At 42.6% G+C, this 14757-nt stretch carries 14 protein-coding genes; 6 read left to right on the top strand and 8 right to left on the bottom strand.

Annotated elements, in window-relative coordinates; translation table 11 throughout:
- Positions 1-109: 109 nt before the first annotated feature.
- The 4 genes from ACEYW6_RS13430 to cysH form a co-directional block, all read right to left on the bottom strand.
- Positions 110-1273 carry a GuaB3 family IMP dehydrogenase-related protein gene (locus ACEYW6_RS13430; protein ID WP_100898834.1) on the bottom strand — a complete coding sequence of 388 codons (1164 nt, stop codon included), beginning with the start codon at positions 1271-1273 and terminating at the stop codon, positions 110-112.
- A 335-nt stretch (positions 1274-1608) separates the two neighbouring features.
- Positions 1609-2139, bottom strand: a complete 531-nt coding sequence (locus ACEYW6_RS13425; protein WP_190895344.1) for a YdcF family protein — start codon at positions 2137-2139, stop codon at positions 1609-1611.
- Positions 2140-2444: 305 nt separating this feature from the next.
- Positions 2445-3698 (bottom strand): exonuclease subunit SbcD, encoded by a 1254-nt coding sequence (gene sbcD, locus ACEYW6_RS13420; protein WP_412980070.1) that lies wholly within the window; start codon positions 3696-3698, stop codon positions 2445-2447.
- A 63-nt stretch (positions 3699-3761) separates the two neighbouring features.
- On the bottom strand, positions 3762-4487 hold the full coding sequence (gene cysH / locus ACEYW6_RS13415) for a phosphoadenosine phosphosulfate reductase (protein WP_412980069.1): 726 nt from the start codon (positions 4485-4487) through the stop codon (positions 3762-3764).
- Positions 4488-5162: 675 nt separating this feature from the next.
- Between cysH and ACEYW6_RS13410 the strand changes: the two genes are divergently transcribed.
- Positions 5163-5354 (top strand): TetR/AcrR family transcriptional regulator, encoded by a 192-nt coding sequence (locus ACEYW6_RS13410; protein WP_412980068.1) that lies wholly within the window; start codon positions 5163-5165, stop codon positions 5352-5354.
- 178 nt (positions 5355-5532) lie between these two features.
- Here ACEYW6_RS13410 and patD read toward each other — a convergent pair whose 3' ends face one another.
- A complete protein-coding gene (gene patD, locus ACEYW6_RS13405; protein WP_412980067.1) occupies positions 5533-5886 on the bottom strand; it encodes a heterocyst frequency control protein PatD in 354 nt (117 codons plus the stop codon).
- A gap of 295 nt (positions 5887-6181) precedes the next feature.
- Between patD and ACEYW6_RS13400 the strand changes: the two genes are divergently transcribed.
- Entirely contained in the window at positions 6182-8452 is a 2271-nt protein-coding gene (locus ACEYW6_RS13400; protein WP_190895252.1) for a RelA/SpoT family protein, read from the top strand.
- 92 nt (positions 8453-8544) lie between these two features.
- Here ACEYW6_RS13400 and ACEYW6_RS13395 read toward each other — a convergent pair whose 3' ends face one another.
- Together ACEYW6_RS13395 and ACEYW6_RS13390 are read right to left on the bottom strand one after the other, a co-directional pair.
- Complete coding sequence (locus ACEYW6_RS13395) at positions 8545-8877, bottom strand: ATP-binding protein (protein WP_412980093.1); 333 nt, start codon at positions 8875-8877, stop codon at positions 8545-8547.
- Between the two features lie 20 nt (positions 8878-8897).
- Positions 8898-9245 carry a histidine kinase dimerization/phospho-acceptor domain-containing protein gene (locus ACEYW6_RS13390; protein WP_412980066.1) on the bottom strand — a complete coding sequence of 116 codons (348 nt, stop codon included), beginning with the start codon at positions 9243-9245 and terminating at the stop codon, positions 8898-8900.
- Positions 9246-9677: 432 nt separating this feature from the next.
- Between ACEYW6_RS13390 and ACEYW6_RS13385 the strand changes: the two genes are divergently transcribed.
- The 4 genes from ACEYW6_RS13385 (at position 9678) to ACEYW6_RS13370 (ending at position 13016) form a co-directional block, all read left to right on the top strand.
- A complete protein-coding gene (locus tag ACEYW6_RS13385) occupies positions 9678-10757 on the top strand; it encodes a M4 family metallopeptidase (RefSeq protein WP_412980065.1) in 1080 nt (359 codons plus the stop codon).
- Positions 10758-10933: 176 nt separating this feature from the next.
- Positions 10934-11233 carry a protealysin inhibitor emfourin gene (locus ACEYW6_RS13380; protein WP_412980064.1) on the top strand — a complete coding sequence of 100 codons (300 nt, stop codon included), beginning with the start codon at positions 10934-10936 and terminating at the stop codon, positions 11231-11233.
- A 154-nt stretch (positions 11234-11387) separates the two neighbouring features.
- Positions 11388-12212, top strand: a complete 825-nt coding sequence (locus ACEYW6_RS13375) for an alpha/beta fold hydrolase (RefSeq protein WP_412980063.1) — start codon at positions 11388-11390, stop codon at positions 12210-12212.
- Positions 12213-12242: 30 nt separating this feature from the next.
- On the top strand, positions 12243-13016 hold the full coding sequence (locus tag ACEYW6_RS13370) for a DUF4437 domain-containing protein (RefSeq protein WP_412980062.1): 774 nt from the start codon (positions 12243-12245) through the stop codon (positions 13014-13016).
- A gap of 164 nt (positions 13017-13180) precedes the next feature.
- Here the strand turns inward: ACEYW6_RS13370 and ACEYW6_RS13365 are convergent, their stop codons facing one another.
- A complete protein-coding gene (locus tag ACEYW6_RS13365; RefSeq protein WP_412980061.1) occupies positions 13181-14656 on the bottom strand; it encodes an amidohydrolase family protein in 1476 nt (491 codons plus the stop codon).
- Positions 14657-14757: the final 101 nt, after the last annotated feature.

Raw genomic sequence — 14757 nt, 5'->3', positions numbered from 1 at the left:
AGGGAGCAGGGGGAGACAAGGGGGAATTATTTAACAAGTTTCTTCTTTGTCTTTGCGCTCTTTCTTGTCTCTTACCCATGCCCGATGCGCCATGCCCCATACCCCAATTCTATTTCCCCATACCTAATTGTTGAGCTTTTTGGTAAACTTTACCCTCGGTTAATAAAGAAGGCGCAATCACAACTTCTACTTGTTGCATTTCTTTAATATTTTTAGCTCCTAAGGTGCCCATACTCGTCTTTAAGGCTCCTAAAAGATTGTGAGTGCCATCATCTAGTCCTGCTGGACCAACGAGTATTTGCTCTAGGCTACCGGTGGTGGCAACGCGAATGCGGGTGCCACGAGGCAACACTGGGCTGGGAGTAGCCATACCCCAATGATAACCTCGTCCTGGGGCTTCTGCGGCTCTGGCAAAGGGGGAACCAATCATCACACCATCAGCACCACAGGCGATGCATTTACAAATGTCGCCACCAGTGATTAAACCGCCATCAGCAATAATGGGGATATAGTTACCAGTTTCCTTGTAGTAATCATCTCGTGCAGCTGCACAATCTGCGATCGCAGTCGCTTGTGGTACACCCACGCCTAATACACCGCGGGATGTACAAGCGGCACCAGGCCCAATTCCCACTAGTACTCCAGCCGCCCCAGCTTTCAACAAATTCAATGTAACTTCGTAAGTCACGCAATTCCCTAACACTACGGGGATGGGCATGGAACGGCAAAATTCTGCTAAATCGAGTGGTACTAAAGACTCTGGTGACAGATGTGCAGTAGAAACTACCGTAGCCTGCACAAAAAATAAATCTGCCCCAGCTTTTGCCACCGCCTCGCCATATTTACTTGCACCGGCTGGAGTTGCACTTACCGCCGCAATGCCACCTTGTTGTTTAATTTCCTGAATACGTTGTTCAATTAATTCCGGCTTTATTGGTTCGGCATAGAGTTCTTGCATCAGGGCAACAAATTCATCTTTCCCCACAGAGGCAATCCGATCTAATATTGGCTCTGGGTCTGCATAGCGAGTGTGAATACCCTCTAAATTGAGAACACCTAATGCTCCTAACTGTGACAAACGTACAGCCATGCGAACATCTACTACGCCATCCATTGCACTGGCAATTATCGGGATTTCTCGCTCAATATTGCCAATACGCCACTTAGTATCTGCCAAACTGGGATCTAGTGTTCTGTTACCAGGGACTAGAGCAATTTCATCTATTCCGTAAGCTCTGCGAGCTGTTTTTCCCCGCCCAAGTTGAATTTCCACGCTTTAATTTTTCTTAAATCTGTTTAAGCTAGGGTATCAAATTGTGAGATAAGTTGGGGCGTTTTTTTCCTGAACTACAGAGATAAATTCAAGTTACCCAAGCCGTCGTTCGAAACTTTGATGGACGCAAAGTATTGACCAAGCAACCAAATGAGTAAAAATTGTTAATTGGTTTTTATATTGTGTTGTTTGAGGGTTGGTGTTGCGCTAGTTTTTGGAGAATTGTAGTCTCATGTGTCTGTTATTACTTAGTTAATATCAAGATTGTTGGCATTAATTGTCTTAATTTGCCTGTATTGAGTTAAGTCAAAATCATGCAAATTCCCACTAATGATTTACTGTTTATTTTTAGCTGCATCCACACCGGTGTAACCAGTTGCTATCCAAAGTATCGCTCTAGCTCCATCGCGAATAGATTTTTCGATAGATTCAGGGGGTTTTTCTGAAGGAACTGGTACTGGTTTTAAATAAATACCTCGACTACCCAAAATAATTTCGCCGATAACACAAGCCCGACGCATATGGAAATCTGAAGTAATCAAATAAACGCTCTTGATGCCGCGAGCTTGCAAATCATCTACTAACGTAGTAAAATTAGTAACTGTATCTACGGCCTCATAGTCCAAGTGTAAACGTTTGGGATCAACACCAGCTTTGGTAAACACTCGTTGGGTGAATCTAGGTGGGCTACCCCCAGTAATCCAAATTGGTATATTTGGATGCTGGCGAACAAATTCGGCCGTAAACTTTTCTCGCTCTAAACGTCTGGTTGAACCACCCAAAACTACAACTGCTTGCGGCTGTACAAATTGGTTTTGTACTTCTTTGTATCCCCACCACGTGATTAGGGGTAGGACAAAAGCCATAAAACGAAAAGATTTACCTGTAAAGAGTAGCTTATTCAAGGCTCGATAACTTTTTTTACTGATTCCAAAATTTCCTCTAGCTAGAAGAAAAACAACGATTGATAGTAGAACAGTAGCAAACTCCTATAAAATCTGCCCAAATTTATATTTGGGTAATTTTTATGTTACAGCGCGATTAAGCGTGCTTGAAGTTTTTCCTCTATATTGATGGATTATCCTAACCGATATCGGACAATCTATCAAAGGGTTCTAGCACCTTGCCGGATAAGACTATTTAGAAGATAAAAATATAATTGGCATTTATCCTACTCAGTAGTTGCTGCTTCCAGCCAGACTTCCACATCATCTGCTAGCAACTTCTGTGCTGCATCCAGCATTGATGTTGCTATGTCTTTGAGGTCTTCACGGTTATTCAAGTAAGTTTTCAAAGCTTCCATTGGGTCGATGCTACTACTTGCACTCAATTCAGGAATGCGGGGGCGAGCTAATTGACTCACTAATTCTGCTTGAATGGTATAGGTATGAGCGGGACTTAAAGCAGTATGCAGAGAGGAACTGTCAATTAAATCCATCTGTTCGGAGCGGAGTTTGTAAATTAGCCGCACTACAGCATCTTGATTATCATACTTAGCGATCGCTTTGATTAACACCGCTTGGGGATCATCTGCTTTCGAGACATCCACTTCAATGGTGCGGAAAGTCCGAACTGTTAGGGGGCAAAATTCCCATTCAGCCTTCCCCCGCTCCAGTTCTAGCATCACATAGCCTTTGTCTTCTTTTTCTTCACTAAAATCTACCCGCTCAATACTTCCTGGATAAATCACAGGCGGGTTGTTGGATTTATTGAGGTTCTGGTGGCGGTGGACGTGTCCCAAGGCTACATAATCAAAACAAGGTCGCGTCAGCAAAGATAAGGGCAGAGTAAAGCCTTTACCCACCGCCAAAAAGCGTTCTGCGCCCAAAGTCGCATTGTCAGACATCAAGTGAGCCAGAAGGACTGTTGGCACATCGGGGTCAAGACGGCGAATTTCACCTTCTAGAACTACTCGCAGGCGTTCCGTTAATAGTTGGTTGACTTCCGCTAAAGACGAACCTTCAGTCTCTTGGCGAGTCATCAGGGTGGAACGGGTCAGCCAAGGAAGGGTAATTACCTGCACTTTACCATTGCGGGTTTCGATGCAGTGAGTAGTTAATGTGTCACCGACAACAAATCCTGGCACTCCCAAAGTGCGGTAAATATTTAAACTCGCTCCTCCCTGTCCTTGGGAATGTTGGTCGTGGTTGCCAACCAACAGCACTGTAGGTATATTGGCATCCATGAGACGGCGAAATTGACTGGCAAAAGCTTGTTGTACGTATGGCGGTGGTGTAGCATCCGGGAAAGCATCGCCACCAAATATCACCATATCAACAGCATCTGTCAGCGCTCGGTCGATACATATAGACAAGGTATTGACAAAATCCTCCAATCGCGTATTTAATCCAGTTGCGGGATTAATTCGTCCGTGGGAGAAGCCGCTTCCCATGTGGATGTCGGAGAGATGGAGGATTTTAATCATAATCTGTCATTAATATTTAGTCATTTGTCTAAATATTAATGACAAATGAGCAATAACTAATAACTAAATATGAATTCCGCATTCTGTTTTATCACTTCCCCGCCAGCGTCCGGCGCGTTCGTCTTCGCCTTCGCCGACTTTAGTAGTAATAGGTTGGTCGCCGATGCTGGGATAACCTTGGTCGTGAAGGGGGTTGTAGATGACTCCATGTTCAGCCACGTAAACCCAGCTATCTTGACGTGTCCAAGTAGCTATAGGATTTACTTTCAGCCGACCTTTACCGTCTAATTCAAATATGGGCATATTTGCACGGGTTACTGCTTGGTCGCGGCGGCGGCCAGTTATCCAAGCGACGCTGTTGAGTTCGTCTAGACCCCGTAGCAGTGGTTCAATTTTTGTAATGTGGTGGAATTGGGCAATATCTTTGTCCCAGAGTTTGTCGCCATATTTGGCTTCAAAGGCTTCGCGGGTGTCTACATCTGGAGTTTTGAAAGTTTGCAGATCCAGATTATAGATTTGTTTAGCTTTGGCAACTAATTCTAGGCTTTCAGGGAAGTGATGCAAGGTGTCAAGAAAGATCACAGGAACGGGATGCTTCAGTTCACTGTAAAGAATATGGGTAATTATCATGTCATCCACGTTAAAGGCGCTTGTTTGCACCAGTCCCGTTGGGATATTCTCTATAGACCATGCCAGTATTTCTTTGGGAGTGGCAGTTTCAAATTGCTGATTTAATTTTTCTAAGTCAAAAGCGATCACTTGGTTTATAGATGCCGTGGGGACTGTCATGATAATCTTCTGTTCAAATATTTTTACCTTGATTAAGATTTATTTTACTCCATCAAGGCGCGTATTCCGCTCGGAGTTCAGGTATTTATTCTGTTCGGGAATTACTAAATTTTGGGGAGTGGCGAGTAGGGAATTGGGAGATCAGGAGAATAACCCATTCAAAGTAAAAATTAATACTTTAATAAAAAATTAAGTGTTTACTAAGAAATTTTACGGTAATTTAAGTTTTACAATGCTTTTATAGATATTTATACTGATTTTGATATGGTTAAGAAACAATTAATAAAAAGGATTTTACTTAAATGAACACTTCAAAATCCCCTAATCGCTTAAATGAATCTATAATTATGGGCGCTTTAATGATGTTGACCAGCGTTAGCATAATTACAATAATGAACTTTTTCTAAGATAAAGATTTCTAATTTTAGCAACAAGACTTCACATAGTCCTGCTCAAAACTGAGTGGGACTTTTACTTTTATTATCCAGATAAAACCGTGTATATTAAGTTTCTTCTATGACTTTCGGCAGAAAATCATTTGGAAACCGTATTTTTACGTAGTTTTGCAATTAGAGAATTTAAAATTAAGATGCGATCGCATCATCCACGCCGACCAAGCTATTCTCCAAGCAACCTTAGACTTGCTTGCAGAGGTAGGATATAGGATATGAAAGCATGATTATAGAAGCGATCGCTTCCCGTGCTGGAATTGGCAAAACGACCATCTATCTGCGTTACACTTCCAAAGAAGAACTAGTTGCAGACACTATAGAAAGTCTGAGAGATGATTTAGCGATCCCCGATACTGGCAGTTTTTGGGGAGACATGGATATTTTGATCAATAATGCCGCCAAAAAAATAAGCTGATGCGCGTCTAAAGTATATAAACACTCTTGATGGTCGTTAACTGATGACTGTTAACCGTCAACAGTCATCAGGTAAATGTACAAATTAAATGCGTAACAGCAACTTGTTACCAAAATAACTTTTCACGAACGGTTGTAAATGAGATGATGGATTAATTAGAGAAAAAGGTGAACAATTGTTATTTTTCTCCTTCCGCTTCTGGTTGCAGGATGGCATTACAGTATTGAATGAGAGTGGTCAAGCGATCGCTAATCGTCTGAAGTCTCGTTTGTGCAGTAGATGCTTGCCGCGCTCCTTGCAAAAACATCACATCTATTGCCAACAAGCGCAATTGCTTGCTCATTTCCGTTTGATAAGACTGCACTCGCCAGTTTTCATCAGCCAAAGGCACAATCTGCTGCCCGAAAAATTGCTGCAACGAGGCTACACGCTGTCGCAGTTTGGGCGCAACGATTGGGGTAGTTGTGGCATCGGAGCGTAATTGCTCTAGTAAGGTTACGAGTGCCAAATATTTCTCACGGTTTAAAGACATCCAGTGCTAGTTAAGATAGTATTAATGTCAAGTAATTTTTCTTCTACAATAAACTTTCTTAAGCGCTTATCAGCACTAAAAGCCTCAAATCCTGATTTGAGGCTTTGTTTGCCATCAATGGATTTTCAAGCTTATGATCCTTGAAACTCACACTGGATGACTACCGTCGGCAATTGGAGAATCATCCTTACACTGTTTTTTCTACCCGTCTCTGGGCAACAGCATCTTCTTAGGTTGATGCTGCCAGTTTTATTTATCATTCACTTATCTACCGATCCTATCCAAACCCAATTGTATGAGCAGTCTAGCTATAAATTCATCAGTTGATCTGACCATTCCGGAATGGTTAAAGAAATGTTTGAAGGAATCATCGACAAGTAACGGCGAAGCGGAAGATCACCGAAGGCATAATGATGCAGTCTTAATTGGTCGCGCATTTGAATTTGCTTACCAACTCCATCAAGGTCAATACCGCAAATCGGGAGAACCATATATCGCTCATCCCATCGCTGTAGCCGACTTGCTGCATGACTTGGGAGGCAGTGCTGCTATGATAGCAGCTGGATTTCTTCATGATGTCGTTGAAGATACAGAAGTTACAAGTCAAGAAATAGAAGAACGCTTTGGCGCAGAAGTGCGCCAATTGGTTGAAGGTGTCACCAAGCTTTCTAAAATAAATTTCACTAGCAAAACCGAAAGCCAAGCCGAAAATTTCCGGCGGATGTTTTTGGCAATGGCGCAAGATATTCGGGTAATTGTGGTGAAATTGGCAGATCGTTTGCATAATATGCGAACTTTACAATACATGTCAGAGGCCAGCCGCCGCCGCAGTGCCCAAGAAACGCGAGATATATTCGCGCCTTTAGCTAATCGCTTGGGGATTTGGCGAATTAAATGGGAACTGGAAGATTTGGCTTTTAAGTATTTGGAACCGGAAGCTTACCGCCAAATGCAGGAGCATGTTTCCGAAAAAAGGACGGCGCGAGAAGAGAAATTGGCTAGAGCTACGAACATGTTGCAAGAGCGTTTGCAGCAAGCCGGAATCCACTTTCAGGAAATCAGCGGTCGTCCCAAGCACCTTTATAGCATTTACCAAAAAATGCACCGCCAGCAAAAGGAATTTCATGAAATTTACGATTTGGCGGCGCTGCGGATTATTGTTCAAACCAATGAGGAATGCTATCGGGCGTTGGCGGTGGTTCATGATGCTTTTCGCCCAATTCCTGGGAGATTTAAGGACTACATTGGACTGCCAAAGCCTAACCGTTACCAGTCCTTGCATACTGGGGTGATTGGACTAACAGGCCGTCCTTTAGAGGTGCAAATTCGGACAATCGAAATGCATCATATCGCCGAGTATGGGATTGCCGCCCATTGGAAGTACAAAGAAACTGGAGGTTCTAGTATTAGCCATTTGACAGCGACAGATGACAAGTTTACTTGGCTGCGGCAGCTGCTAGAATGGCAAACTGATCTCAAGGACGCACAAGAATATCTTGATAGCGTCAAAGATAATCTATTTGAAGATGATGTCTATGTCTTCACCCCTAAGGGGGATGTTGTTCCTTTAAGCCCCGGTTCTACCACTGTAGATTTTGCTTATCGCATTCATACGGAAGTGGGAAACCATTGTTCAGGGGCGCGAGTGAATGGGCGAATGGTATCTCTGTCAACGCGGCTACACAATGGCGATATAGTAGAGGTTCTCACTCAAAAGAACTGCCATCCGAGTTTAGATTGGTTGAACTTTGTGAGAAGTTCGGCGGCGAAATATCGAATAAAACAATGGTACAAGCGATCGCGCCGAGAAGAAAATGTTGCCCGTGGACGGGAATTGTTAGAAAAGGAACTTGGTAAAACTGGTTTTGATAGTTTGCTGAAGTCAGATGCGATGCAGATTGTCGCCGAAAAGTGTAACTACCACAGCGTGGAAGATTTACTTGCCGGTTTGGGTTACGGAGAAATTACGTTGAACCTAGTGCTAAATCGTTGGCGAGAAGTGGCGAAGGGACAACAACCAGTTTCCACAGTGCCGCCATTTATCCCCAAAGAACCAACTACATCAAAAGCTTTGCGAGATGCACCTCCAACTACTTCCCGCTCTAGTGATTCGCCAATTGTTGGGGTAGAGGGGTTGGTGTATTATTTAGCTGGGTGTTGTACCCCGATTCCTGGCGAACCGATTATTGGTGTGGTGACGCGAGGTAGGGGGATTTCGATTCATCGCCAAGGCTGCCATAATCTAGAGACTGTGGAGTATGAGCGCTTAGTACCAGTTAGGTGGAACCCAGCCGCCGAAAATAGTGGTCGTCCGCACACTTACCCTGTAGATGTTCAAATTGAATCTCTTGACCGCGTAGGGGTGCTAAAGGATATTTTGTCACGCTTGAGTGACCAAGGGATCAATGTCCGCCATGCCCAGGTGAAAACCTCTGTTGGTCAACCTGCATTGATCGACCTAGGAATAGATATACGCGATCGCTCTCAACTAGAGCAAGTCTTCGTTCAAATTAAGAAAATGAGCGATATTTTGAATATCCGCCGTGTTGGTCAAATTGACGAATAGTAGGAGTACAAAAATACTGTGCCCCGATAACAGCTAGGGTGCGTTAACCCAATGTAACGCACCAGTTTAAGTTGCGATTTTACTCTCAAGTTTTAAATTTTGAGTTGTAACAAAGCGACATTCATACGTAAAATCGCTTCTAATGGCAAAATTACTGTAAATGTAGACCCTTTTGCTAGCTGTGAATCTACTTTAATTTCACCATCCATTAACTGAACCAATCGAGAGACTATTGCTAAACCTAATCCTGTACCATCAGAACTTTGCACTTGGGGAGCAGTTACTTCCCGAAAATAGGGATTGAAGATTTGTGCTTGAGCATCTGGAGAAATACCAATACCACTATCAGTAACGGAGATAGCCCACTGCTGTTGAGATACTGTCCAGCACTCCAAATGAATTGAACCAGATTCTGTGTAGCGAATTACTTTACTCAGCAGATTTGTCAGAATTTGCTGAAGCCGAAGAGGATCTGTGCTAACTTGACTTGGGGCGCGTTCGCGTTTAGCGTTGGCGAAGCCATCGCATTCAAGAGTTCTGGTTGTTGACGCTGCTGGCGCAGAAATAAGTCTGCGTAACCGATGATTGAAGTGAGGGGCGTTTTCAGTTCATGAGCCAAATGAGAGAGATTATCTTTATTAGCGCGAACCAAACGAGTTAGCTCTTGGTTAGTCAATCGCAACTGACTTTGGAGTTTTTTAAGCTCTTGTAATCGTCCTTGAGTATAACTGTTAAAGCAACGAGCGATCGCTTCATCAATTACTGTATCAATCTGGCGAACAGCCCTTAGCACATCTTGTGCAGCTCCCTGTAATAAATCTTCTTCTAAACTGGATTTGGGATTTACCTGTCTCTAATAGGTATTTATAGCATTAATAGCTTGATAGTAACAAAACAGCAATAAATAACATTATTTCTCTTGATCAGAACTAATATATAAACGCATTAGGTCTGTGAAGGAGGTCTTGCTAACTCACGCAAGGTTTTTGGCTGAAACTTGCGGTAATTAAGCTTACTTTATGTTTTTATGCAATATTCCCACATCAGAAAGTACCCGTGAGGGTACTTTCAATCCTCCACAGACCTATCCGAAAATACAGAGTAGAAAATTTTATTCATAAAGAAACCAGGGACACGCAATTTAGATTCATTTTTCTGCTCGTTTCAAAAGTGGAGTTCAACCCACTGTTTGCCATCACTTAGTTTCAAAAGGAGAATATCTTGGATGGCTCGAAATAAAAAGAAATCAGCCGGGTTTAAATATGAGCATCCACTTGACTCTAGATGCCCTATTTGTTGTATTATCCCGCCCCACATGCTGGAAAATGTCGTGGTGAATGGCAACCCTCAACAGCGGAGTTGGGCTTTTCATACATTAAATGTTTCGGCACAGCTTCGTGGACGGAGAGATGTCATAGGTACTATCTCATTTGCACCTTCTCCAGGTGAAAAGCGCCGCACCATCTACGATGCAAAAAATGGGCAGCAACTACCTGGCACATTGGTGCGAGGTGAAGGAGACCCACCAAGCAGCGACGTAGCAGTGAATGAAGCCTACGATGCTGCTGGTGCTACTTATGACTTGTTTTATGAGATATTCGATCGCAATTCCATTGATGACAAGGGGCTGCGTTTAGACTCCACCGTCCATTATGGCGTCAAATATGACAACGCCTTTTGGAATGGCGACCAAATGGTTTATGGTGATGGCGATGGAGAAATGTTTCAACGCTTCACAAAGTCGATTGATGTGATTGGGCATGAACTAGCTCATGGGATAACTCAGTATGAAGCGGGTTTACAGTATTATGGCGAACCTGGGGCACTGAATGAATCGTTTTCTGATGTCTTCGGTTGCTTGGTGAAACAAAAGACCAAAAATCAGACTGCACAAGAGGCAGATTGGCTGATTGGCGAAGGTCTTTTAGTACCGACTGTCAAAGGTGTTGCCCTCCGCTCAATGAAAGCACCGGGAACAGCATACGATGACCCAGTACTGGGAAAAGATCCTCAACCAGCCCATATGAAAGATAAATATACAGGTGTTGAAGATAATGCTGGGGTGCATATCAACTCAGGAATCCCTAACCATGCCTTTTATCTAGCTGCTGTTGAGATTGGTGGCTATGCCTGGGAAAAAGTTGGTAAAATTTGGTACATAGCTTTACGCGATCGCTTGCGTGCCAAAGCAGATTTTAAAAAAGCTGCCAACGTCACCATTCAAATTGCTGGCGAACTCTATGGCAATGACAGTCATGAGCAAAAAGCTGTGCAGAATGCTTGGCAAAAGGTAGGAGTTATCTAGGAGTTAGGAGTGTTGAGTAAGGAGTTAGGAATAAATGGTCAATACCTTCCACTCCCTCACTCAACACTCAGGACTGATAAATCTGTTGTTTGTTGTTGCTAAAGTGGGAGGTGAGAACTATCATCTCCCAGTATTTGTATTTATCCCAACTAAATAACACAACGGAGAGCAAAAAAATGCGGATATCCTTTGAACGCACAGGCGGCTTTGCTGGGATTACCAAGAAGACAACCGTTGATACAGAAACTCTCCCGCCAAACGAAGCCAGCACACTTCCCCGACTGGTGGAAGTTGCAGATTTATTTAGGCTACCTGAACTAATTACCTCGCCAAATCCTCAGAGCGATCGCTTTCAGTATAAGTTAACAGTAGAAGATAACGGTAAACAGCATACGGTGACTGTGAGTGAAGCAGCATTGCCAGGAACCTTAAGGCCCCTGATTGAATGGCTACAAACAATGTCACAAAAAAGGTAAAAAAATAAAAATAATTACTTATAAGGCTCTGTTTCGGTAATCAAAAATAAAAAAGACGAAATAGCAACACGCGGTAGAAGCATAACATTGTTCTACCTCTTGCTAACGGCATGTATTATAACTAATTAATTAATAATGGATTTATCAGCATGATATGAATAAATCAATCAAACGAGCATTTTTAGACACTGAAGATGGGCAGATTCTTTACCGTATCGGTGGTGAAGGAGAGCCTTTATTATTATTGCATCAAAATCCCAGAAGCAGTGATGAATTTGGTGAGTTAATCCCTATTTTAGCTCAGACAAGGCGTGTCATTGCTATGGACTTTCTGGGATTAGGTGATTCTGATAAACCCCCAAGAATGTACTCTACTGAAGACTACGCGAAAACTGTCATTGCCCTTTTGGGGGAATTAGGTATTTCAACTACAAGCATCCTGGGAAACCATACGGGTGCCTTTGTGGCAGGAGAAGTGGCGGCAGCATATCCTGAAAAAGTAGATAAACTTATATTATGTAATGCTTTTGGCTTCGATGAAGAAGGAAAAGAAGCCCTATTAAAGAGATTTTATGACGGGTTCAAAATAAAAGCAGATGGCTCCCACCTCATGGAAAGATGGTCAGCCCGTGCCCAATATGTAGGCTCTCCCGAATTAAATCAACGTTGGGTTTTAGACGATTTAAAAAGCTCTGGCTATCCTTTATATGCTATTTGGGCTGTACAAAACTACTGCCTGAATGCGCCAAAAAGATTTCAGTTGATAAAGTCTCCCACCTTGATTATGTGGGGAACTGAGGATATGAAAACCTTTGACAGACTCGGATTAGCCAAGACAGAAAATAGATATTTTGTTTCCAAAGCAATTCCTCATAGCAAGGTGGTTGAAATTGAAGGTGGAACCATCTGCATGATGAACCAAATGCCTGAAAAAATATCGCAAATAGTAATAGATTTTCTAGATGATATAGATGTTTAAAATTTTAGAAAGCAGGTTGTCAAAAAGTTTATGCCAAGAAATCATATTGAGTTTATTCAATCAGCAGATATTATCCAAAAAACTTGGCTTGTAGATGGTTTTCTAGAAAGTGGGCTAACACGTATTTTAAGTTTTGATACTGAAACTGGTGCATCTACAGAACTAGTCGAATGGACAAAACACTGGGAAAGTAGTTCAGGTTATTTCAATTGCAACGTGGAAATGTTTGTCCTCAGTGGAGAAATGCGAATTGGGCAACTTCGCCTCGGTCGCTATACTTATGCCTTTATTCCAAAAGGTGTCTGTATTGAATCATCGAGCGTCAGCGAAAACACTACAGCTTTGTGGATGCCTGAAGGAAATCCCAGCTTTACAAAAGCTTGTAAAGATGAATCAGGAGCAAAAAGAGAATTATATATACCCTCCTACAGTTCTGAACTGATTCCTTGGTCTGCTACTATCACCCCCGGTTTTCCCCCAGGAGCAATGAGAAAAACTTTACGTAAGGGGCTAGAGGGCGGAAGAAGCACTTGGCTTCTGGGGTGTTTACCGCAGTTTGTTGAACCTTTTGCAGAGTATCATCCCATTCCTGAAGAAGAATTTGTCCTCCAAGGCAGTCTCACAACACAGGCTGGTCACATGACTCCAGGTTGTTACTTTTGGCGACCGCCATTGATTTCACACGCCCCAGCATACACAGAAACCGGGTACTTTGCTTTAGTACGAGGAGGCAATCCCCATCTTTCTTACCATGCCTGGGAACCGCCATTACATACATACTATCCTTGGAATTGGAATAAATAGATACCAAAATATGAAGTAATCTTGTCTCTACTAGTCTGTCAATAAATAATTGATGGATAAATTCCCTGTAGAGACGGCGATTTATCGCGTCTTTCTAACCGTCAAAATGAATTTGACAGACTACTACTTTAAACCTGCAAATACTTTGATGTAGCAGGAGTTATTCAAGACTGGGAGCGTTTCAAATAACGTCCAGTGGGCAAACCTAAAACTTGCCTATTGTTGTAAATCAAGTTTCCGCGTAGAAAAGTACTCTTCACTCTTCCAGTTAATTCCACTCCTTCAAAAGGTGTGTAACCTTGTTTTGACTCCGACTCAGCAGCACTTACTACAAAGCTTTCATTTGGGTCTATCAACACCAAGTCAGCATCATAACCAATAGCAATATCGCCTTTTTCTAACAACCCAAAGCGCCGCGATGGGTTCCAAGATAGCAATTTAGCCATCTGGCTGTAAGACATTCCCCGCTTGCTACCTTCACTAAATACACCAGAAAGTAAAGATTCTGTACCGCCAAAACCAGACTTTGCTAACCAAATATTATTCGGGTCTTTAACATTTCTTTTTTGTTCAGCAGAACAGCAAGCATGGTCGCTAACTATCCAATCTACTTGATTGTTGAGTACTGCTTGCCACAAGTATTCCACATCAGCGCGAGGACGGATAGGAGGGTTAACTTTTGCCCAAATTGTATTTGGAGTATCGACATCTAATAACAAATGTCCGACAGTAACTTCTCGCCGAAAGTTGATATGAGGAAAAGCAGTTTGCATAGTCAAAGCTGCTTCCATTGCTTTACGCGAACTCAGGTGCAACAAATTGATATTTGCACAGTTAGTCTCATGCGCCAAATAAGAAGCAATGCAAATTGCTAAACCTTCAGAATGAGGTGGACGCGCTGCACTGTAAGCATGTAATCCGCTAAGACTAGAATCGTTTTCAACTATTTTGGTGTAGGCGTTGAGAATTTCTGCAACTTCGCAGTGCAAACTCAAGCTGATAGTATCTCGCGCTTCTGGATGTTTTTCCATCAAGCGAGTTAGACCACGCATAATAAATTCAAAATGGGCGAAGTCGTACCGTTCCTCTTTATTAATCATCAAGAAGAGGTTTTGCTGGTCTGACAAACCATGCAAGCCATAACCGCCATAAAACATGAAAATTTTGAACGAAGAGACACCGTGTTCTTCAAACAATAGAGGTATTTCGTCGATATGCTGGCTGGCTATAGGTGCGATGTGATAACTGTAATCTACAAAAAAATTACCTGCGGATAACGCCAATACCTCTGGAAAAAAATCCCGGTAGGAGCCGCCTTTGTTGAGATAATACTGCCCTGTACGGATGTAATTTAAGCTGGTAGTTACGCCTCCCATTGCGGCTGCTTTGCTTTCAGTCACAGCATCTTTGTCAAGGGATTGATATATACCGATGTGCATATGGGCATCCACGACCCCAGGAAAGCCCAGTAAATTTTTGCCATCAAATACCTCTTTACCTGTGTCTGGGCTAATATTAGGGGCAATCTGAGCAAATTTCCCATCCTTAATGCCTAAATCAAGTAGTTCGATTGCATCCTGATGTGGACGCACTACCCGCACATTTTTGATAATTTGATCTAATACGGGAGTTTCAGACACAGTAGACCTCACACTAAAATGAGTTTAGCCAGGAATTCCAACATCGAATCAGGACGAAGACCAAATCCCATAATTATATAACAGTTTTTTATGAAATCATC

The sequence above is a fragment of the Nostoc sp. UIC 10607 genome (assembly GCF_047228265.1).
GTDB classification, from domain to species: Bacteria; Cyanobacteriota; Cyanobacteriia; order Cyanobacteriales; family Nostocaceae; genus Nostoc; species Nostoc foliaceum_A.
This window is presented reverse-complemented; position numbering and strand designations above follow the sequence as displayed.